Below are 20,096 nucleotides of genomic sequence, written 5' to 3'. Positions count from 1 at the left end.
TCATACATAAGATCGGAAGTGATAACCATGAAATCGAAACGAAAACCGAAGTGGGTATATCGTCTGAGACGAGCACTGCTGCTCGTCCCTGCCATCGCGTTCACCGCTTACGTGTGGCCGAATGACCCGCCGAAGCAGAAAGACAAAACCGAGCAGATGTCTCAGCACGAAGCAGCTTATACGATTGAAGCGAGCAAACCGATACATGAAGATGACGCGGTCCGCTATGAATACGATGTCGTCGTCCACGGACGTCCTGACGTCGAGACGCTCCAGTCCATCAGCCATGACGTCATGCGTGAAGTGACCGAACGAGACACGTTCCAAGCCGCATTGATCCGTTTCTATGATCACGAGGCGTATATTGGCACCGACTCTCCCCTCGGTCAGGCTGTCTACGCGCCAGGAGGCGACTGGTCGCTCGCCGAGACGGTCGAGGCCGGTGACTACGACGACATGGTGTTCGGTTGGCAGCTTCGCGAGAAAGAATGGACCGGCCAACTATCTGAAGGCGAGGTACGTGTCTGGGAAGAGTGGAACAAGATTTACGAGGCGAAACAATCCAACGACCCTGATTTGAAAGCAAAAGTGACCCGGACCATCTCGACGAAATACGATCTCGAGCCTGAAAAAGTACAGCATATCGTCTTGAAACAGAGCGTTTGGGCAGCGTTGTGACATCTATCAATTAACGTACCCCATTTTAAAATGGGGGTTTCTTCTCGTAGCGTTAGGGAAAAACCGTAAAGTAGGTCAATCACGGCTTACGTCGGGAGAGCATATACTTATGGGGAGGCAACATGATGGGGAATAAAAAAGAAGAACAGTTGAAACAACATACGATCGACAATGAACAAACAGCAGGACTGACGACGAACCAAGGACTGAAGATGGCGGAGGATGAGTTCTCGCTCAAAGCGGGGCTTCGGGGACCGACGCTCATCGAAGATTTCCACTTCCGTGAAAAAATGACGCACTTCGACCATGAACGGATCCCGGAACGGATCGTGCACGCGCGCGGTGTCGGTGCCCACGGGGAGTTCCAAGTATACGAGTCGCTCGCCGACTATACGAAAGCGGATTTCTTGAACGACCCTTCGAAAGTGACGCCTGTTTTCGTCCGCTTCTCGACGGTACAAGGCTCACGCGGTTCCGGGGACACCGTCCGCGACGTCCGTGGTTTTGCGACGAAGTTTTATACGGACGAAGGCAACTATGACCTCGTCGGAAACAATATGCCGGTCTTCTTCATCCAAGACGCCATCAAATTCCCGGACCTCGTCCACGCGGTGAAACCTGAACCGCACACGGAAGTGCCGCAAGGCGGGAGTGCCCACGACACGTTCTGGGATTTCGTCGGCCAAAACCATGAGGCGGCTCACCACGTGATGTGGGCGATGAGCGACCGCGGCATCCCGCGCAGCCTGCGCATGATGGAAGGGTTCGGCGTTCATACGTTCCGACTCGTCAACAAGGAAGGGAAAGCCCATTTCGTCAAGTTCCATTGGAAACCGAAGCTCGGTGTCCACTCGCAAGTGTGGGACGAGGCGCAAAAGGCCGTCGGGAAAAACGCCGACTTCCACCGCGTCGACTTGTATGAGGCGATCGATAAAGGCGACTACCCGGAATGGGAACTCGGACTGCAGATGATCCCAGTCGAAGACGAGTTCAAGTTCGACTTCGATATCCTCGATCCGACCAAACTGTGGCCGGAAGAAGAGATCCCGGTCAAACTTGTCGGGAAGATGACGCTCAACCGGAACGTCGATAACTTCTTCGCCGAAACCGAACAGGTCGCATTCCATCCAGGGCACATCGTTCCCGGCATCGACTTCTCGAACGACCCGCTCCTGCAAGGGCGCTTGTTCTCATACACAGATACACAGCTATCACGTCTCGGCGGACCGAACTTCCATCAGATCCCGATCAACAAACCGGTCTGTCCGTTCCATAACAATCAACGCGACGGCATGCATCAAATGTCGGTCCATAAAGGCCAGACGAGCTACCATAAAAACGCGCTCAACAACAATCAGCCGGCACCTGTGCCGGTCGACCAAGGTGGATTTGAGCATTACCAAGAGAAAGTCGATGGTCACAAAGTCCGTGGCCGCAGCGACAGCTTCCTCGACTTCTACTCACAAGCCAAAATGTTCTACAACAGCATGACCCCGGTCGAAAAGCAGCACATTCAAGACGCCTACAGCTTCGAGCTCGGCAAATGCGAGTCGGACATGGTGAAAGAAAATGCCGTCGACTTGTTGAACCGGATCGACCGTCAACTCGCCTCGGTCGTCGCCGACAACTTAGGCGTCGCACTGCCTGCCGAGAACAACGAAGTCGTCTCGGACAAAACATCGCCTGCCCTCAGCATGGCGGACACGATCTCGAAACCGGATACGAAGAGCGTCGCCGTCCTTCTCGCCGGTGATGTCGATGCCGTGCAAGTGAAGGCGTGGGTCCAAGCGCTCGCCGACAAAAAAGTGAACTATAGCCTCGTCGGGAAGAAATCGTACACGCTCGGTGACCTCAAAGTGAAAGAGACGTACGATACGGTCGACTCGAGCCTGTTCGACGCCGCTTTCCTCGTCAGCGCCGCGAGTTCGGTCGAAGACGACGTCCTCGAGTTTATCGAGAACACGTATAAACACTTCAAGCCGCTCGCTTTGCACTTACACGATGATTCAGTGCTCGATCAGTGCCGCGTCAAGACGGACCAACCTGGCGTCTACACGTTCAAACAGCACAGTCTCGACGGATTCGACACGTTCATCGACGGGATTGCCAAAGCCCGGTTCTGGGACCGCGCTTAACGATTCACGAACAGAAGGACTCAACTCGGTATTTTCGAGTCGAGTCCTTTTTTGTCCACCCTTCTTTTCCACGCCTGCAAACGTTATACTAGGTGGGGTATAAGTTGATGGAGGAGGAATCGTGTCATGCGAAATAAGATTGATTCATATGTGACCGACACCGAGCAACAACGCCGTCTGTATAAACGGACGTTGTTCGTCGTCGTGCTGTCTCAAATTTTCGGGGGTGCCGGCCTCGCCGCAGGCATAACCGTCGGGGCGCTCCTCGCCCGCGACCTGCTCGGGACCGATGCGTATGCGGGTGTCCCAACGGCGCTGTTCACGCTCGGCTCTGCCGGCGCCGCGTTTCTGATCGGGATGATATCGCAACGGGTCGGACGCCGGTTCGGACTCGCGACCGGGTTCTTGACGGGATCCCTCGGTGCGTTCGGTGTCATCTTTGCCGCCGCGTTCGAGAGCGTACCGCTCTTGTTCGTGTCGCTCCTTATTTACGGGGCCGGGACGGCGAGTAACCTCCAGGCCCGTTACGCCGGAACGGATTTGGCGAATGCGACCGAACGGGCGACCGCGGTCAGTATCGCCATGGTATCGACGACGTTCGGTGCCGTCGCCGGACCGAACTTGGTCGAACCGATGGGGCGGGTTGCTGACGCCATCGGCATCCCGACGCTTTCTGGTCCGTTTTTACTCGCGGGAGCCGCCTACTTCGTGGCCGGTCTCATCTTGATCGTGTTTTTAAACCCTGACCCGCTCCTCGTCGCCCGAGCCATCGAATCGAAACGGAAGCAATCGACAGACGCGACGCAACGTCAACCCGAAGAAGTCCACTCTCGTCTTGGCGTGTACGTCGGTGCTTTCGTCATGGTGCTCAGCCAAATCGTCATGGTCGCCATCATGACGATGACACCTGTCCACATGCGGCAGCACGGCCATGAACTGAGCGCGGTCGGTCTCGTCATCGGCTTCCATATCGGCGCGATGTATTTACCCTCGCTCGTGACCGGCGTGCTCGTCGACAAAGTCGGCCGTGAAATCATGGCCATCGCTTCCGGGGTGACGTTATTCTTCGCAGGCGTCGTCGCGGCGTTCGCACCGGCCGACTCGCTGTTCTTGTTGATCGTCGGCCTCGTCTTGCTCGGTGTCGGTTGGAACTTTGGTCTCATCAGTGGGACGGCCATCTTGGTCGATGCGACGACACCCGAGACGAGAGCGAAGACGCAAGGATCGGTCGACGTCTGGATCGCCTTGTCCGGCGCCTCGGGCGGCATGCTGTCCGGTATCATCGCCTCCCAGTCGAGCTATTTGACGCTATCACTGCTCGGTGGAATCGTTTCACTCGTTCTCGTACCGATCGTCCTCTGGTACCGCCGCCACTTGATCTAATGAAAAACCGATCCGCTCACGCGAATCGGTTTTTCATGCACAATGCGTCGTCTCTGACAAGCTCTCATCAATTTGCTATACTCCTTTAGTTATGTTTACTAACTATTTAGGTTCAAACAAATAAGGAGGCGTCATCGCCGATGCAATTGACCGCACAAAAATTATGGACGAAAGACTTCCTCATCATCTCGCTCGTCAACTTCTTCTTGACGCTCATCTTTTTCTTGCTCATGGTAACGATCGGTGTCCACGCCGTTGCGACGTACGGCGCGACGACAAGTGAGGCCGGTCTCGTGACCGGGATCTTCATCATCGGTACGCTCGTCGGCCGGCTGTTCATCGGACGCTTGATCGATTCAATCGGACGGCGCAAGACGCTGTTGATCGGGCTGACCTTCTTCACGGCCACGATCCTGCTCTATTTCGTCGACCTCGGCGTCGGCTTCCTACTGTTCACCCGCTTCGTGCACGGTCTCGGCATGGGTTTATCGAGCACAGCGACCGGCACGATCGTCGCACAGATCATTCCCGGAGCGAGGAAAGGTGAAGGTATCGGGTACTACAGCATGAGCTCGACGCTCGCCACCGCCATCGGCCCGTTCGTCGGCTTGCTGATGAGCCAATATACGAGTTTCTCGACCATCTTTATCGCTTGTCTCGTCGTCGGCGTCGTCAGTTTAGTGAGCGCCTTGTTCGTCACCGTTCCCGAGGCCGACAATCCGGAAATCGTTCGCGGATTGTCACTTAAGGCGTTCGTCGAGCCGAAGGCGTTACCGATCGCGCTCATCATCGTGATCGCCGCGCTCAGTTTTTCGAGCGTCTTGTCTTACATCAACTTTTACGCGACCGAACTCGACCTCGTCGAAGCGGCGAGCGTCTTCTTCCTCGTCTATTCGATTTCCGTCCTGTTGTCGCGCCCGATCACGGGACGGCTCATGGACGCGCGTGGCGCCAACGTCGTCATGTATCCGGCCATCTTCATCTTCGCGGTCGGGCTGCTCGTCCTTAGCCAAGCGACGAGCGCTTTGGGCCTTTTACTCGCCGGCGCGTTGATCGGGCTCGGCTTCGGCAATATTCAGTCCGGTACACAGGCCATCGCCGTCAAGGCGGCCTCACCTGGACGGATGGGGATGGCGACGTCGACGTTCTTCATCGCCCTCGACGCCGGGCTCGGCTTCGGTCCCTACTTCATCGGGCTACTCATCCCGCTGACCGGTTTCTCTACCATCTATCTGTTGCTCGCCGGGGTCGTCGCCTTCACGATTTTCTTGTATTACGTGATGAACGGCCGTCAAGAACGGGACCGTCTCAAACAAGCTGCCTGACAGGACTTTCACAGTCCTGTCTTTTTTGGAATGTTCACACATCTTTTTATGAATGTTGTAATATAAGAATGACGTGTCAAAAATTCGACTGAAATGAGGGACATTATGCGCGCCGACCAGACGATCCAACACCATTCTTCCATCCTGCTCCAGACGTTCGACAAAATCTCGGATTTTGTGTTCTTCATGGAAGTGGACGGTTCGACCTATCGCTATGTATTTGTGAACGAGCCGGGGAAGCAGGCCATCGGTTGGACAGACGCTGACGTCGGAAAGTGTGTCGGCGACATGGTTCCGGCCGAGACGGCCGCACTCATCACCCACCATTATGACGAGGCGATTCGCGCACGAAAGAGCATCGTCTATGAAGACTGCCGCCTCGCTGATTCGTTCTACTCAGAAACACTCGAGTACCAAGATGTGATCTTGTTGCCGCTTCATTATTTCGAGTCGGAAGTGACGCCGGTATTTGACGAATCCGGTGCCTGCACCCACGTCATCTCGGTCGTTCGGGAAGTGACGGAGCGGAAACGGCGTGAGCTCGAGCTATCGATTTTACGTGACCAGCATGAGTCGTTGCGCCGCTACTCGCCCCACGGCATTTTCGTGCTCGACCCCGAACTTCGGGTCAAGTCGATCAATCCTGCCGTCACAAACATCACCGGCTATTGCGAGGCCAACTTCATCAACCGTTCGTTCCTCGACTGGCTGCCGGACTCGGAACAACCGCTCGTCCGCGAGGGACTCCAGTTCGCCTTATCCGGAAAGCCCCACAAGTACGGGGTCACGGCGCATGATAAGACGGGTGAAGCGCTCGACCTCGCCGTCTTGAACATCCCGATCGAGATCGGCGGCAACATCACCGGCCTGTTCGCCATCATCATCGACCATACGCCGGAGAAGACCGCCGAACGAGCTTTACAAGAGAGCGAGCGACGCTATCGCCAGCTCATCGAGACGATTCCAGAAGGGATCATCGTCCATAAAGACGGCCTAATTTTATATGCGAACGCCGTGGCGTTAGAGACGATCGGGGAGACGTATATCGAGAGCGAATCCATCTTTACATATATCGCTGCCGAATACCATGAGGTGACGAGGAAACGCCTTTCTGCCTTGCAGCTCGGTGATCCTGTCCAAGACACGGAAATCGTCCTTGTCACGCCGTCCGGTCAGCACTTACACGTAGATATCGGCAGTCTATTGATTGATTATGAAGGGGCGACCGCCGTGATGACCGTCCTGCGTGATGTGACCGAGAAACGAGAGATGGAACGGGCGTTACGCCAAAGCGAGACGCAGTACCGACTGATCACGGAAAACATGAGCGACCTCGTCTGCATCCTCGAGCGCGACGGCCGTGTCCGCTACGCCTCGCCGTCCCACCAGAGCGTCCTCGGCTATGCGCCTGCGGTTTACGAAGGCAAGAATACGCTCGACTTCATCCACCCGGAAGACGTCACGCCGACGAGACAACAGCTCAAAGCGATGACGGCCGGCAGTGAGCCGCTCACGCTCGAGTTTCGTCACCTCCACCACGATGGCAGATGGATTTGGCTCGAGACGAAGATTCAGGCTATCTATGAAGAAGCGACGTTGCTGCACTATTTAACGGTCACCCGTGAGATCATGCAACGTAAAGTACTCGAGAAACAACTGAAACACTTAGCTTACCACGATACGCTGACCGAGCTCCCGAACCGCCGTTACTTCTTGGCTTACTTAGAAGAGGCGCTCTCGAGGGTTGAAGAGGACGGCGAGGAGCTGGCCATCCTCTCGCTCGATATCGATCATTTCAAACAAATCAACGACACGCTCGGACATGACGTCGGTGACGAGCTGCTGCGACAGTTCTCACTCCGTCTCACCCAGGCGCTACGGAAACAAGACGTGATCGCCCGCTTCGGCGGCGACGAGTTCTCTGTATTGATCCGCTATACCGATTTGTCAGCACCTGACCGGGTCGCGGACAAGCTGATTGTTTCGCTCCAGCACCCGTGGCAGATCGAAGGCCACACGTTCGTCACGACGTCGAGTGTCGGTGTCGCTCGTTACCAATCAGGCATGACAAAGAAACGATTGCTCAAGCAAGCCGATCTCGCACTTTATGAAGCCAAGTCGAACGGCCGCAACCGATATGTGATGTTTCAAGACCGCTGACTAGCGGTCTTTTTTCACGTGAAACATTAACGTAGTTAGCCTAAACACGAACATTAATAATATAAATAACGTTATTGTATTGAAAATATACTTTTTTTCGATACATCCCTTTGACTTTCATCAAAAAATGCGTTACATTACCGAATGAGCGAAATATTTCTAGACAACTTAATTAAAATGTTCGTAAATAGGGGTGCAAACGATGGATAAAGTGTTTGATTATGAAGATATTCAATTGATTCCGGCAAAATGTGTCGTCGATAGTCGTTCGGAATGTGACGCGAGCGTCACACTCGGCGGCCTCACGTTCCGCCTTCCGGTCGTTCCGGCGAATATGCAGACGATCATCGATGAGAACGTGGCGCTCTCGCTCGCTGAGAACGGCTATTTCTATATCATGCATCGGTTCAATCCGGAAACGCGGCTACGGTTCATCGAAGACATGCACGGACGTGGCCTGTACGCGTCAATCAGTGTCGGCGTGAAAGAAGACGAGTATCGGTTCGTCGAACAGCTCGCCGAAGCGGGACATACACCAGAATTCATCACAATCGATATCGCACACGGCCATTCGAACGCGGTCATCCGGATGATCCAACACATCAAACAGCATCTTCCGAGCTCGTTCGTCATCGCCGGGAACGTCGGGACACCGGAAGCGGTCCGTGAGCTCGAGCATGCCGGGGCGGACGCGACGAAAGTCGGCATCGGACCGGGCAAAGTGTGCATCACGAAAATCAAGACCGGCTTCGGGACAGGCGGTTGGCAACTCGCCGCGCTCCGCTGGTGTGCCAAGGCGGCGACGAAACCGATCATCGCGGATGGGGGCATCCGCACGCACGGCGACATCGCCAAATCGGTCCGCTTCGGGGCGTCGATGGTCATGATCGGCTCACTGTTCGCCGGTCACGACGAGTCTCCGGGGGAGACGTTCGAGCAGGACGGGAAACTGCTCAAAGAATACTTCGGGTCGGCTTCTGAATTCCAAAAAGGGGAACGGAAAAACGTCGAAGGCAAGAAAGTGTTCGTCGAGCACAAAGGGGCGCTTCAAGACACGTTGACCGAGATGGAGCAAGACCTCCAGTCGGCCATCTCATACTCGGGTGGGAACAATCTCGACGCGTTACGTACCGTCGATTACGTCATGGTGAAAAACTCAATCTTCAACGGGGATAAAGTGTACTGAAAAAGGCGACTCGCGCGAGTCGCCTTTTTCATGCATCGGTCAAACGTTTCGTCATCATGTAGTAGTCAGAGCCCGGGGGATAGTCGTGGAGGACGCCGGCCACCTCGTAGCCGAAACGTTCATAAAACGCTTTCGCCTGAAACGAAAATGTCGTCAGCTTTACTTGCATGGCGCCGAGTGCGCGGGCATGACGCTCACTTTCCTCAAGGAGTCGTGTCCCAATCCCTGCACCGGCATGGTTGGAGTCGACCCATAACCGATCAAGGTCGAACCAGCCCCAGTAGACGCTACCGAACAGTCCGGCAATCACTTGACCGTCACGCTCCACTTTCAACTGGACGACCGGGACGTCGGCATTGCGGATCGCTCGGTGATGCGCTGAATGAACATCGTTGAACGCACGCAACCGACTCGTCAAAAACTGTTGGAACGCCTCGTCGTCTTCACGGATGTGGATGATGTCCATCACGCTTCACCACCTGACCCGTTCACAAAAAACGTGATCAGTTCTTGCTCTTCTTCATCAACCGGATGACCGGTCAAGCGTTCGTATTGAGCCGTTATCAACTCTTTATTTCCCGGGAAATCGAGACTGATTTGCGCTAGAATCCGTAACGTATCACGGTCTTTCTCATACTCTGCCCGCGTCGCCACTTGACCGTGCGACCAGACGTACGCCTCGGCCTCGAACGTGTCGAGGACGCTCAACAACCGTAGCGTCTCCCCGGCCGTCATCCGCCAAGACGGGGCATACAAGTTCGCATATAGCGCGTCCCCTAAAAACAGCACTTTCTCTTCCGGGATATAGGCGACGACCGCGTCGGCCGTATGATCGCCCCCGACGTGTTTCAACAAGACGTGGACGCTACCGAGGTCGAGCGTCAATGTGTCGTCGAACGTCACGGTCGGTAGGACGACTTGCATCGAGCGGGTGTCCCCGAACTCGAGCCGGATCGCCTCCGCACAAAAGGCGATCTCGATGCCGCTCTCGACGCGTTCATCGAGCGACTCGTCGTCCCAGTTGTATGGCATTAGACGCTCCATCCTCGCTTTCGTCGCCCTACTTGCGACCGAGACGGTATCTTGTAACGCCGACAGACCGAAGATGTGGTCCCAGTGCCAGTGCGTCAACGCGACGAGCGACGGACGGCTGATCCCCCGCTCGGCCAAGGCGTCTAAAAATAAGTTCGCGTGGGCCTCGGAATTGCCCGCATCGATCATGAGCGTATGGGTGTCCCCGACGACCGCGCCGATGATCGGCCGGTCCGTCTCACTAACGGGCGTCATATACCAAAAGCGTTCTGAGTAGCGTTTTAACGTCTGCATGAGCCCCCTCCTTTCTTTCACTTGTTTTCTTGATACGAATCATAAATATAGTAGCCGTCCCCGCCACCGTTTTTAGCGATATACATCGCCGCATCCGAGTGATGGATGAGCGTGTCGAGGGAAGACAAACTAGCGTCAGAATATGCGACACCAATACTGGCCGAGAGATGTAGCGCCAATCCGCCCCCGACCGTTATTTCCCGGGAAATCACGGTCGATAGTTGGTCAAAAACGGCTTCTTCAAGCGATTCCGAACCTGTCTCGATGACAATCAAAAACTCATCCCCGGCAAACCGGTACGCTTTCCCTGCATGCATGTGACTGAACGATCCGATCCGTTTCGCCACTTCGACGAGCACTTCATCGCCGACGAGATGACCGTGCGTATCGTTGATTCGCTTGAAATCATCCAAATCGATGAACAGGAGCGCCACCGGCCGTTTCCGATTCATCGTCTGTCTCAAGTCCGTCATGAGCGAGTGACGGTTCGGCAATTTAGTCAGCCCGTCTTTTGTGATGAGCTCGATCACTTCCTGATGTTTACGTTCTCGGCGAATCTCGTTCTCCATCCAACGGGTCACGAGTAAGATCGTGTCCGTCATCTCGTGGATTGCCACCGCATCGGCGACATCGTTTAAACTGCCCTGCTCCGCTAGGAAGACGACCCATCCGAACGTCTTGCCTTCGTTTGATAACGGCAAGCTGATCATCGATGCGAATTCGACCCCTTCGAGGACGAGCTCCGAACGTTTCAATTTTTGATGCCCGACCGTCGCCAGCGCATGAACGTGCTGCAGTCGCTCGTCCGTCCAATCGATCCAGGCATCCCCATCGGCGGACAGGACGCGCTGGCGTGATTCTGTCGAGAAGATGACGGCATGCGAATAACCGATCCACTCCCTGAGCACTTCTTGGATTCGCTTCAGCTTGTCAGCAAACGGGGCTTGGATGGCCGTCACCTCGTACAGCGACTCGAGTGTCTGTTGACGCCGCTCTTGGGCACGTGCCTGTTCGGTCAATTCAATTTCGGCCATCACCCAACGCGCAAAATCTTCAAGCGTCTGCACCGCCTCATGCTCGAACGAGCGGGGCACTCCGTCGGTGACGCAGAGCGTTCCGATGACGTGTCCGCTTCTCGTCATAAGCGGCACACCCGCATAAAAGCCGATCCCTTCGAGCAACGGATTCTCACTCAACGCCTCCGCGGTTTTGACGTCTTCGATCACGAGGGATCCCTGACCGGTCACGACGCGGTCACATAGCGTCCACTTCCGATCGATGTGGGGTGGACTTTCGAAATTAGTACCTTGGCACGATTTGATCCACTGCCGGTCCGGTGTCAGGATCGAGATGAGCGCGATCGGCATCTCGAGCGTCTTCGCGACGAGTCGGCTGATGCGATCGTACCGTTCTTCCCGCGGGGTATCTAAAATTTCGAGCCGAAGGATTGTTTTCAATCGTTCGGCCTCTGTCTCATCGAACCGTGCCGCTAACTTGGACCGGTCCGAGCCGTCTAACCGCAGCGCCTCGTATTGACAGACGATTGTCTCAAGTGCCGGCTCGAGGTTAGAGAGCGAGAGCGGCCGGCTGAAGAAATAGCCTTGCACGTCGTCGCATCCGAGCCGCTGGATTGCACGGTACTGTGCTTCCGTCTCGACACCTTCCGCCGTGACTGCTAAGTTCAGTTTTTTAGCGAGTGCGACAATCAGTTTGACGATCTCATATTCTTTTAATCCGTTGTCTTTATCGAGCTGACTAATGAACGACCGGTCGATCTTGATGCCGTCGATGTCGAACATCTTCAAATAGTTGAGTGACGAATAGCTGACGCCGAAGTCATCAATCAAGATGCGGAATCCCGCCGCCTTCAAGTAGTCGACTGTCTGGATCCCGATGAGCGGTTCCTGCATGAGCGTATGTTCCGTGATCTCGAACTCGAACTGATCAGCTGAGAGGCCATACGTTTTAAGAAGCGGGATCAGGTTGCTTTGGACGTAGTCTTGACGGAACAAGACCGGGGACAAGTTGACCGCGACACGGCGGCCGTTGAACAGCCCGGGTCGATCGCTCAAATCGCGGCAGACGCGTTCGAACACGAACTCAGTGATGTCCTCGATCAACAGTGACTGCTCCGCAATTTTGATGAATGTTTCAGGCGAAATGTTTCCGAGCACGGTGTTCTTCCAGCGGACGAGCGCCTCGAAATGGACGGCGCCATTCCGACAGTCTACTTTCGGCTGATAGACGACGCCGAGTTCGCCTGCCTTCAATCCTTTATGAAGTTCCATCTCAATCGTCATCTCGTCGATGTAATGCTGCATATAATCGTCTTTCTCATACACTTTAATCATCTGTTTACCGGCTTGCCTTGCTTCTAGCAATGCCGTCGACGCGTTCATGATCACTTGGTCGGCGTCTTCACTGCCAGAACTGATACCGAGACAGCCGGACAGGGTGAACTCGGTCTCGGCAACATGGTACGTGTAATCCGCGATTGTCGCCAGTAAACGTTCCCCATGCATGTATGCTGTCTCGATCGAGGTATGCGGCAGTACAGCGATGAAATCTTCCCCGTCGACGCGGCCGATAATCGAGCCCTTCGGCAGCAAGTCAGATAAGTGACGGGTCATCTCTTTGATTAAACGTTGCGATCGCTCCACCCCTTGGAGCGACAGGATGATCTTAAAACGGTTGATATGGAAGCGCATGACGCTCGTCGCTTCCTCACGCTCTCGTGTGGCGAACAGTTTTTCAAGCTCGAGCTTCACTTTCATCAAGTTCGGCATGCCCGTCAAATAATCGATGTTCTCGATGCTGCTGAGTAGCTTCATCTCCGCATCTTCCGACAAATCGGTCGTCAAACCGAGAACGTAGCGCACTTCTCCAGTGGCGTCCTCGAGCGGCATGAGCATGGATGAGGCGAAGCGTGCGGTGTTGGCTTCTATGTTCATCTTTGACATGAAATAGACCGGCTCACGAGACGAAACGACCACATCATAGTGCAAAATCAACTCGTTCGCGACGTCCGGCGCATACATCTCGTGCAAATAGCGACCGCTCACATCGTCCGGAAGCGACGACGCGCGCTTCCCTTGCTCACTGACACGGACGTAACGATACCCTTTCGGCGTCACTTCCATCAAAAAGACCATTCGATACAAGCGAACGAATACATCAAACAAATAATGTGGATCGCCCTTCATCTGTTGCATACTTTACCTCCATACAATCTCCATTTCTTTTAGTTTAGAACTTTTACGCTGACTTGTTCATAAAACCGTTCAAAAAAAGGGAAAGTATTTTTGGAAATAGCTAAAAAAATCGGGTATAGGTAAATGAGTTTAGATGAAAAGTGAGGTGAACCGTCATGCTCAGTCGGAACGTCTATCCACAGACGCGACCAGGGAAATGGTCCGTTGTCCTGTTGCTCGCCGTCTTTCTGCTCTTAGTCGTCTCTGCTCTCATCGTCCAGTCGGGTCAACCGTTCAACTTCGACACCTTGTTCGATAACACATGGGGTGTCGTCTTCTCGATGTCAGCCATCGCCGCTGCCCTCGGTGCGTTCGTCGTCGGTCTATACACCATCCTCCGCAACCACGAACGCTCGGTCGCCGTCTTCTTTACTGTCTCTCTCGGCGGACTCGTCGCCTTGTTCGTGCTTATGCAACTGTTCCGCTAATCTAAAACGCTCCTTCCCGATATGAGAAGGAGCGTTTCGTTAGAGGAGTTCTTTCGCGAGCAGACGGTAGACGTTCAATCGCTGTGCTTGTGTATGTTGGATACTGCAAATCATCGCCTCGTCAAAGCCATACTGCACGGACTCGTCCTGCAATTGCGCCGCGATCTGTTTTGGCGTCCCGACGAGATGGATGGCCCGGTTGTTGGCGATGTGGATCTTGTCGACTTCGGTGAGCGGGTAATCGTTGGCCGCTTCCGGGCTGAGCAGTTGACGCAGCTGCCCTCTCATCAGGAATAGGCGTGACAAGTCGGACGGACGCGCCAAATATTCCGCCTCTTCCTCCGTTTCGGCCGTCGTCACGAGATACGTGACATTGATTTCAGGCTTCTCCATGAACGCTGACGGTGTGAAGTGATGCCGGTACGTGTCGAGCGTGTCTTTGCTCAGTTCCCCGTTAAAAAATTGGGCGAACGAGTAGCCGACGCCCATGCGGCCGGCTTGGACGGCGCTGTTGCCGCTTGACCCGAGCAGCCAAGCCTCAGGGAGCGTCACCCCGGTCGGTGCGGCCGGCGTCGTTTTGTACCACCGTTCTTCCGGCGTCTCATCGTTGATCAGTTGGAGTGTCGTCTGCAATTTCTCATATAGTCCGTCCATCATCGGCTTCTGTCCTTGCGACATCGCGTAGATGGCGTTGGCGTCGCCACCCGGGGCCCGGCCGACCCCAAAGTCGATTCGACCTGGTGCGAGTGCGCTCAGCGTCTTGAACACTTCGGCCATCTTGAGCGGCGAATAGTGCATCATCATGATGCCGCCCGACCCAAGACGAATTCGTTCCGTCTTCGCAGCGATATAGGCCGCGATGACTTCCGGGGCCGAACTCGCGAACGACATGCCACCGTGGTGTTCAGCCATCCACATCCGGTAATACCCTAGCTCTTCTGCCACTTGGGCGAGTTCGACGGCGCTCTGTAATGCATGTTCTGACGTATGGCCGGACGTCACCGGCGCTTGATCGAGGACGCTTAATCTCATCGTTATCATCCACTCCTTATAGTATATATGTTGAACATCTCGAATTTGTAAGACTCGCCGTCATCATACTAAAGTCGACTTGACAATACGAATAGTCCGCTCATCGTGACGCTGTCTTTTTTCAGAAAATTACAACGGATTGTTGCTAGGCACGTAACCCCTTCTTTATAATGAACGAGAAGATGCGATTCCTTCATAGCAAATCACGAAACGCATGATGGGGACATGCGGGTGATATGCGCCAACTACTATTTCGGGGAAATGGGGTAACTAACATGAATCAGACACCAAACAAGCCTGGCCAAGACGGGACATCGTTCACGACCAACGACTTTTTGAAATTTTTGATTCCTTCTTTAATCGGTCTCATGTTTTTCATCGTGCCGATCCCGACCGATGACGGATTCACCATCCCGGTCGCTCTCTTGTCAAACCAGTTGATCGGTTTGATCGGTGATGTCGTTCCGACACTCGCCGTCATCATGATGGGCATTTCCGTGCTCGGTTCGCTTTGGACGTACATGGCCAAACCGGCGTTCGTCCTTGAGCGGCCACACTTCAATTCACTGTTCAACGTCACGCCGTTCTGGTTCGGGATGCGGGTCGTCGGTCTGATCGCCGGGGTGATGACGCTGCTCGTGATTGGGCCGGAGATGATCACATCCGAGTTTACGGGTGGCCTGTTGCTGTATGATTTGATCCCGATTTTGTTCGCGACGTTCTTATTTGCCGGCATGTTGCTGCCGCTCCTATTGAACTTCGGCCTGCTCGAGTTCGTCGGGACGATGCTCATCAAAGTGATGCGCCCGCTCTTCAAACTGCCGGGCCGGGCCTCGCTCGACTCGCTCGCATCTTGGGTCGGTGACGCGACGATCGGGATTCTGTTGACGACGAAACAATATGAGAACGGCTACTACACGAAACGGGAGGCCGCCGTCATCGCCACGACGTTCTCGGTCGTCTCGATCACGTTCACAATCGTCATCTTGTCGTATATGGAGCTCGATGCTTACTTCTTACAATATTACGGCGCCATCGTCGTGTCAGGTATCGTCGCAGCACTCATCATGCCACGAATTTATCCGTTGTCGAAAAAAGCCGACACCCCATATGAAGAGACCGAGTTGAAACCGGAAGAGCCGGTACCGGCCAACGTCTCGATGCCGAAATGGGCACTCCGTCAAGCGTTGCTCAAGTCACGCTCAAGCAAGAGCTTCGTCGCCACGTTGAAAGACGGTTTCCAAAACGTGCTCGACATGTGGCTCGGTATTTTGCCGATCGTCATGGCCGTCGGGACGATCGCGCTCATCACTGCTGAGTACACGCCGCTATTTACGATTCTCGGCAAACCGTTCGAACCGATTCTGATGCTGTTGCAAGTGCCGGAGGCGGAAGCCGCCGCTCAGACGATGGTCGTCGGTTTCGCCGACATGTTCTTGCCAGCCGTGCTCGGCAGCGGTATCGAGAGCGAGATGACACGGTTCATCATCGCCACTGTATCGGTCACGCAGCTCATCTTCATGTCGGAAGTCGGGGGACTGCTCCTCGGGTCGAAACTTCCGATTTCATTCTTCGACCTCGTCCTCATCTTCTTGCTCCGGACGTTCATCACGCTCCCGATCGTCGTCGGGATCGCCCACTTGGTATTTTGACGACAGAACGCCTCTTCTCATATTTCCCTGAGAAGAGGCGTTGTTTGTATAATAGAGAAAAGGGAGGGGGGCGCCATGGAACATCATTACGCCGGACAGCTCGAAATTGCGAAAAAAAGCTATGCCGGCATCATCGACCCGGAAGCGTATGTGAACGACCGCTATCATGGACATTGGACGGTGAAATCTAAGCAACGGGTCGACGGGGTCCCGGCGTTGCTTCAAAAAGCGTTCAACGGTGGGAAGAATAATTGTACCCTCACATCGATGACGGCCATTTTCCGTTATTACCATGACCACGGCTATCCCAACATCCCTGACGACGTGTTTCAACTCCAACAAGACGCGCGCGAGATCGCCCTCGCCCATCAGTTCAAAGACGAGAAAGGGACACCGCCGACACGAATCAGTGCGATCATCACAAAACTCTGGTCCCGTTATGGCTATGCTGGGCACGGGAGTTCCCGCTATTTATGGAAGTGGTCGACGTTCGAACGGGAACTGGCCGCCGGTCGACCGTTCATTTTGAACATGGCGAACGGATTTTATAAAAATCATTCCGTTACGGGAATCGGCTATATGATCTTTAAAAAGCCCGGCTTCCCGGACGTCGTCTTGCTCGAGGTGCTCGACAATCGCTCACAGAATATCCGTTATATCGACTTCAACGAGTTCAACTTTTGGGGCAGCATCACCCGCGTCCTTCCTCCTAGCGGACAGTAATTGTGATCCCCCCTCTAAATGCGGTATAGTGAAGTATCATTTCATAAGGACGTGTAACCATGCGTATTAACAAATTTATTAGTGAATCTGGCAAGGCGTCCCGCCGCCAAGCCGATCGTCTCGTCGAAGAAGGACGGGTCACGATCAACGGGAAGAAAGCGAAAATCGGGGACCAAGTAAACCCAGGTGACGAAGTACTCGTCAACGGTTCGGCCGCCCGTGTCGCCCGCAACAACGTCTACATCGCTGTCCATAAACCGGTCGGCGTCACGAGTACGACAGAGAAGAAAGTCAAAGGCAACCTCGTCGACCTCGTCAACCACCCGCTCCGCATCTTCAACATCGGCCGGCTCGACAAAGACTCAGAAGGGCTCATCTTGATGACGAACGACGGCGATATCGTCAACGAAATTCTTCGCGCAGAGGGTGAGCACGAGAAGGAATACATCGTCTCGGTCGACAAGCCGATCACACCAGAGTTCGTCGAACAGATGGAAGCCGGTGTCAAAATCCTCGGCCAGAAGACGTTACCGTGTAAAGTCCATCCGCTGTCGAAGTTCGATTTCAACATCACATTGACGCAAGGACTGAACCGCCAGATCCGCCGCATGTGTGAAGCGCTCGGCTACGAAGTATACCGCCTTCAACGCGTGCGCGTCATGAACATCACGCTCGGCAAGCTCCCGCCCGGACAATGGCGCGACCTATCGAAAAAAGAGCGCGAGCAGTTGTTCCGCGAATTGAATTACGAACCGAAAGAATGGTACTGAAACAAGCCCAGACGCTTTTGTCTGGGCTTGTTAGCGTTCATAGAGAAAGACAATCGTTTCTCTAGTTCCGACGATCTCATGTCGTTTAGGCGAAAAATAGTCAAACGTTCACCAAAACGGGAATAGTTCTATACAGATGATTTTGTAACGGAAAAGAGGTGAATCGTCATGAATGGCGCCTTGTTCCCACGCACCTCGGTCGGCAAGTGGTCGATCATTCTCATTGGCTTGTTCCTCGCCATGTACGTGCCGTTCTTGTTGCTCGACAACTTCGACACGACGTTCACGTCAACGCTTTGGAGCGACAACGCCGCACACATGCTTCGACTTAGCTACATGACCACGTTCTTCGTACTCGGACTCGGGGCGTTCGTGACCGGCTGGTGGGCCATCTTGAAACAAAAAGAGTACGCCGTCCTCGTCTTCTTCGCCGCCGTCCTCGGTTCAGGATTGTTCGTCCTGCTCGTCATGGAACTCGTTGGGATTTTGGAGTAGCGAAAAAGTAGGGCCTCAGATGAGACCCTACTTTTATTTAGCCGTGACGCCCCCATCGACCGGGAGTTCGATGCCGGTGATATGGTTCGCCTCGTCTGACGCGAGGAACAAGACGGCTGCCGCCACCTCATGTGCCGTCCCTAAATTCGGCAAGGCGACTTGGTTCAAGAAATGTTGTTTATAATCTGGATGCTCCATGTGCGGCGCGCTCATCGGCGTGACGATATAGCCCGGGTGGACCGAGTTGACGCGAATGTTTTGTTTGCCGTAATCGACGGCTGCTGCTTTCGTGAGCGAGCGGACCGCACCTTTCGATGCCGTATACGCTCCTGCTCCGGCCATACCGGTCAACGCCGAAATTGATGAAATGTTGACGATCGAGCCGCCGTAATTTTTCTCCATGAGCGGGATCGCATATTGTGTTCCGAGCATGACGCCATCGATGTTGATGCGATACGTCCGCGCCCAGTCGTCTTCTGTTTGCTGTAAAAATGGTTTAGCGAGCGCGATGCCAGCGTTGTTGACGAGAATGTCGAGCTTGCCGCACGTTGCTTGGACTTCTGCGTAAACCTTCTCCCAATCTGTACGTGATGTCACGTCATGGCGAATCGCAAGCGCCTCCCCGTCCTGCACCCGAATCGCCTCGACAACGCTCGTTACCGCTTCAAGATTGATGTCGGTCGCGACGACCGTCGCCCCTTCTTTTGCGAACAATTTCGCCGTCGCTTCTCCCATCCCACTGCCTGCACCTGTGATGACCGCAACTTTCCCCTTTAATCGCATTAAATTCTCTCCATTCTTAAATTGTGATAGTCTAACTATCATAATAATAGACGAGGCACATTCACTTCTCAACGAAACTGCCTGAACACGTTATAATGACGAGACAACAAAGAGGTGATTAGATGAACAAACGACAACAAAATAAAGAAGATCGCTTGAATCACATCATCGATCAAGCTGAGACACTTTTTTTGAAAGACGGGTTTGAGCGCGTCCAAATGCAGGACATCGCCGACGCTGCAAACATCGGGGTGGCGACGCTGTTCCGCTATTTCCCGAAAAAAGACCAACTGATCGTTGCGGCCGCCGTCCATAACTTGACGCCGACGTTGCACGTCTTCAAGGAATTGACGGCGCGTCCCGGAGACGCCTACTCAAGACTAGAAGCGATACTCGATTATTTGCTTGGGCAACAGCTTCGTCAGACGAGCCACTCCCGATTCCGCGAGGCGTTCGAGAGCTACGCCTCGTTCGTCGCCTCCCCGCTCCCTGGAATCGACGGCTATATCGAACTGCAGCGCCAAATCATGGCGACGCTCGAGCCGCTCATCCAAGACGGGCGGACGGACGGGTCGTTCCGTCACGATATCGACGTGAAAGAGACGGTCATCACCGTCATCAACGCGTTCGGAACGTTCGGTAACAACATCATCTTGAAGTCGCACATCAGCTATTTAGAGAAAGATATCGACCCGACGATCCAACAGCGCGTCTTGAAAGAGATGCTGCTCGCTTACGTGCGGGCATGACAAAAGCCCCTTCGCAGTTG

At 54.3% G+C, this 20,096-nt stretch carries 17 protein-coding genes; 12 read left to right on the top strand and 5 right to left on the bottom strand.

What is annotated here, in order from left to right:
* Nucleotides 1-27 precede the first annotated feature (27 nt).
* The 6 genes from EVJ20_RS09610 (at nucleotide 28) to guaC (ending at nucleotide 8,867) form a co-directional block, all read left to right on the top strand.
* On the top strand, nucleotides 28-678 hold the full coding sequence (locus EVJ20_RS09610; protein ID WP_131508048.1) for a hypothetical protein: 651 nt from the start codon (nucleotides 28-30) through the stop codon (nucleotides 676-678).
* 125 nt (nucleotides 679-803) lie between these two features.
* Nucleotides 804-2,813 carry a catalase gene (locus EVJ20_RS09605; protein WP_131508046.1) on the top strand — a complete coding sequence of 670 codons (2,010 nt, stop codon included), beginning with the start codon at nucleotides 804-806 and terminating at the stop codon, nucleotides 2,811-2,813.
* A gap of 126 nt (nucleotides 2,814-2,939) precedes the next feature.
* A complete protein-coding gene (locus EVJ20_RS09600) occupies nucleotides 2,940-4,196 on the top strand; it encodes an MFS transporter (RefSeq protein ID WP_070328033.1) in 1,257 nt (418 codons plus the stop codon).
* A 140-nt stretch (nucleotides 4,197-4,336) separates the two neighbouring features.
* Nucleotides 4,337-5,521: an MFS transporter gene (locus EVJ20_RS09595; RefSeq protein ID WP_070328032.1), complete on the top strand. Its 1,185-nt coding sequence runs from the start codon at nucleotides 4,337-4,339 to the stop codon at nucleotides 5,519-5,521.
* A 105-nt stretch (nucleotides 5,522-5,626) separates the two neighbouring features.
* Complete coding sequence (locus EVJ20_RS09590; RefSeq protein WP_131508043.1) at nucleotides 5,627-7,681, top strand: PAS domain S-box protein; 2,055 nt, start codon at nucleotides 5,627-5,629, stop codon at nucleotides 7,679-7,681.
* Between the two features lie 202 nt (nucleotides 7,682-7,883).
* A complete protein-coding gene (gene guaC / locus EVJ20_RS09585) occupies nucleotides 7,884-8,867 on the top strand; it encodes a GMP reductase (protein WP_070328030.1) in 984 nt (327 codons plus the stop codon).
* A gap of 28 nt (nucleotides 8,868-8,895) precedes the next feature.
* Here the strand turns inward: guaC and EVJ20_RS09580 are convergent, their stop codons facing one another.
* Genes EVJ20_RS09580 through EVJ20_RS09570 form a run of 3 tightly spaced genes read right to left on the bottom strand, consistent with a single transcriptional unit; the run spans nucleotide 8,896 to nucleotide 13,405 of the window.
* Nucleotides 8,896-9,333 (bottom strand): GNAT family N-acetyltransferase, encoded by a 438-nt coding sequence (locus tag EVJ20_RS09580; RefSeq protein WP_236636363.1) that lies wholly within the window; start codon nucleotides 9,331-9,333, stop codon nucleotides 8,896-8,898.
* On the bottom strand, nucleotides 9,333-10,193 hold the full coding sequence (locus tag EVJ20_RS09575) for an MBL fold metallo-hydrolase (RefSeq protein ID WP_131508039.1): 861 nt from the start codon (nucleotides 10,191-10,193) through the stop codon (nucleotides 9,333-9,335). Before EVJ20_RS09575 ends, EVJ20_RS09580 begins: the two co-directional genes overlap by 1 nt.
* Nucleotides 10,194-10,210: 17 nt before the next feature.
* The gene (locus EVJ20_RS09570; protein WP_131508037.1) at nucleotides 10,211-13,405 is read right to left on the bottom strand and encodes an EAL domain-containing protein; all 3,195 of its coding nucleotides are present in this window, start codon (nucleotides 13,403-13,405) and stop codon (nucleotides 10,211-10,213) included.
* A gap of 155 nt (nucleotides 13,406-13,560) precedes the next feature.
* Between EVJ20_RS09570 and EVJ20_RS09565 the strand changes: the two genes are divergently transcribed.
* Nucleotides 13,561-13,872: a hypothetical protein gene (locus EVJ20_RS09565; RefSeq protein WP_070328026.1), complete on the top strand. Its 312-nt coding sequence runs from the start codon at nucleotides 13,561-13,563 to the stop codon at nucleotides 13,870-13,872.
* Nucleotides 13,873-13,911: 39 nt separating this feature from the next.
* On the opposite strand, the gene EVJ20_RS09560 is transcribed toward EVJ20_RS09565, so the two are convergent.
* Complete coding sequence (locus tag EVJ20_RS09560) at nucleotides 13,912-14,904, bottom strand: MsnO8 family LLM class oxidoreductase (protein ID WP_131457876.1); 993 nt, start codon at nucleotides 14,902-14,904, stop codon at nucleotides 13,912-13,914.
* 275 nt (nucleotides 14,905-15,179) lie between these two features.
* Here EVJ20_RS09560 and EVJ20_RS09555 point away from each other — a divergent pair, with 275 nt between their 5' ends.
* From EVJ20_RS09555 to EVJ20_RS09540, 4 genes are all read left to right on the top strand, one after another.
* Nucleotides 15,180-16,556, top strand: a complete 1,377-nt coding sequence (locus EVJ20_RS09555; protein WP_131466085.1) for a YjiH family protein — start codon at nucleotides 15,180-15,182, stop codon at nucleotides 16,554-16,556.
* A gap of 75 nt (nucleotides 16,557-16,631) precedes the next feature.
* Nucleotides 16,632-17,279 (top strand): C39 family peptidase, encoded by a 648-nt coding sequence (locus EVJ20_RS09550; RefSeq protein ID WP_131466083.1) that lies wholly within the window; start codon nucleotides 16,632-16,634, stop codon nucleotides 17,277-17,279.
* A 59-nt stretch (nucleotides 17,280-17,338) separates the two neighbouring features.
* Nucleotides 17,339-18,049 carry a 23S rRNA pseudouridine(2604) synthase RluF gene (rluF, locus tag EVJ20_RS09545; protein ID WP_131441292.1) on the top strand — a complete coding sequence of 237 codons (711 nt, stop codon included), beginning with the start codon at nucleotides 17,339-17,341 and terminating at the stop codon, nucleotides 18,047-18,049.
* Nucleotides 18,050-18,217: 168 nt separating this feature from the next.
* Nucleotides 18,218-18,544: a hypothetical protein gene (locus EVJ20_RS09540; RefSeq protein ID WP_070328021.1), complete on the top strand. Its 327-nt coding sequence runs from the start codon at nucleotides 18,218-18,220 to the stop codon at nucleotides 18,542-18,544.
* Nucleotides 18,545-18,577: 33 nt separating this feature from the next.
* Here EVJ20_RS09540 and EVJ20_RS09535 read toward each other — a convergent pair whose 3' ends face one another.
* Entirely contained in the window at nucleotides 18,578-19,327 is a 750-nt protein-coding gene (locus EVJ20_RS09535; RefSeq protein WP_131508035.1) for an SDR family NAD(P)-dependent oxidoreductase, read from the bottom strand.
* A 122-nt stretch (nucleotides 19,328-19,449) separates the two neighbouring features.
* On the opposite strand from EVJ20_RS09535, the gene EVJ20_RS09530 reads away from it, so the two are divergent.
* Entirely contained in the window at nucleotides 19,450-20,076 is a 627-nt protein-coding gene (locus tag EVJ20_RS09530) for a TetR/AcrR family transcriptional regulator (RefSeq protein WP_131508033.1), read from the top strand.
* Nucleotides 20,077-20,096 lie beyond the last annotated feature (20 nt).

Source organism: Exiguobacterium sp. SH0S1 (genome assembly GCF_004337165.1).
GTDB classification, from domain to species: domain Bacteria; phylum Bacillota; class Bacilli; order Exiguobacteriales; family Exiguobacteriaceae; genus Exiguobacterium; species Exiguobacterium aurantiacum_A.
The sequence above is the reverse complement of the archived record's forward strand: the minus strand, read 5'-3'. Positions and strand labels throughout refer to the sequence as shown.

Excerpts from the sequence above, each read along its gene's own strand:
- EVJ20_RS09530 (WP_131508033.1), top strand. The coding sequence starts at position 19,450 with ATGAACAAACGACAACAAAATAAAGAAGATCGCTTGAATCACATCATC.
- EVJ20_RS09575 (WP_131508039.1), bottom strand. The coding sequence starts at position 10,193 with ATGCAGACGTTAAAACGCTACTCAGAACGCTTTTGGTATATGACGCCC.
- EVJ20_RS09565 (WP_070328026.1), top strand. The coding sequence starts at position 13,561 with ATGCTCAGTCGGAACGTCTATCCACAGACGCGACCAGGGAAATGGTCC.
- EVJ20_RS09595 (WP_070328032.1), top strand. The coding sequence starts at position 4,337 with ATGCAATTGACCGCACAAAAATTATGGACGAAAGACTTCCTCATCATC.
- EVJ20_RS09570 (WP_131508037.1), bottom strand. The coding sequence starts at position 13,405 with ATGCAACAGATGAAGGGCGATCCACATTATTTGTTTGATGTATTCGTT.
- EVJ20_RS09550 (WP_131466083.1), top strand. The coding sequence starts at position 16,632 with ATGGAACATCATTACGCCGGACAGCTCGAAATTGCGAAAAAAAGCTAT.
- EVJ20_RS09590 (WP_131508043.1), top strand. The coding sequence starts at position 5,627 with ATGCGCGCCGACCAGACGATCCAACACCATTCTTCCATCCTGCTCCAG.
- EVJ20_RS09580 (WP_236636363.1), bottom strand. The coding sequence starts at position 9,333 with ATGGACATCATCCACATCCGTGAAGACGACGAGGCGTTCCAACAGTTT.
- EVJ20_RS09535 (WP_131508035.1), bottom strand. The coding sequence starts at position 19,327 with ATGCGATTAAAGGGGAAAGTTGCGGTCATCACAGGTGCAGGCAGTGGG.
- EVJ20_RS09600 (WP_070328033.1), top strand. The coding sequence starts at position 2,940 with ATGCGAAATAAGATTGATTCATATGTGACCGACACCGAGCAACAACGC.
- EVJ20_RS09560 (WP_131457876.1), bottom strand. The coding sequence starts at position 14,904 with ATGAGATTAAGCGTCCTCGATCAAGCGCCGGTGACGTCCGGCCATACG.
- EVJ20_RS09605 (WP_131508046.1), top strand. The coding sequence starts at position 804 with ATGGGGAATAAAAAAGAAGAACAGTTGAAACAACATACGATCGACAAT.
- EVJ20_RS09610 (WP_131508048.1), top strand. The coding sequence starts at position 28 with ATGAAATCGAAACGAAAACCGAAGTGGGTATATCGTCTGAGACGAGCA.
- rluF (WP_131441292.1), top strand. The coding sequence starts at position 17,339 with ATGCGTATTAACAAATTTATTAGTGAATCTGGCAAGGCGTCCCGCCGC.
- guaC (WP_070328030.1), top strand. The coding sequence starts at position 7,884 with ATGGATAAAGTGTTTGATTATGAAGATATTCAATTGATTCCGGCAAAA.
- EVJ20_RS09540 (WP_070328021.1), top strand. The coding sequence starts at position 18,218 with ATGAATGGCGCCTTGTTCCCACGCACCTCGGTCGGCAAGTGGTCGATC.
- EVJ20_RS09555 (WP_131466085.1), top strand. The coding sequence starts at position 15,180 with ATGAATCAGACACCAAACAAGCCTGGCCAAGACGGGACATCGTTCACG.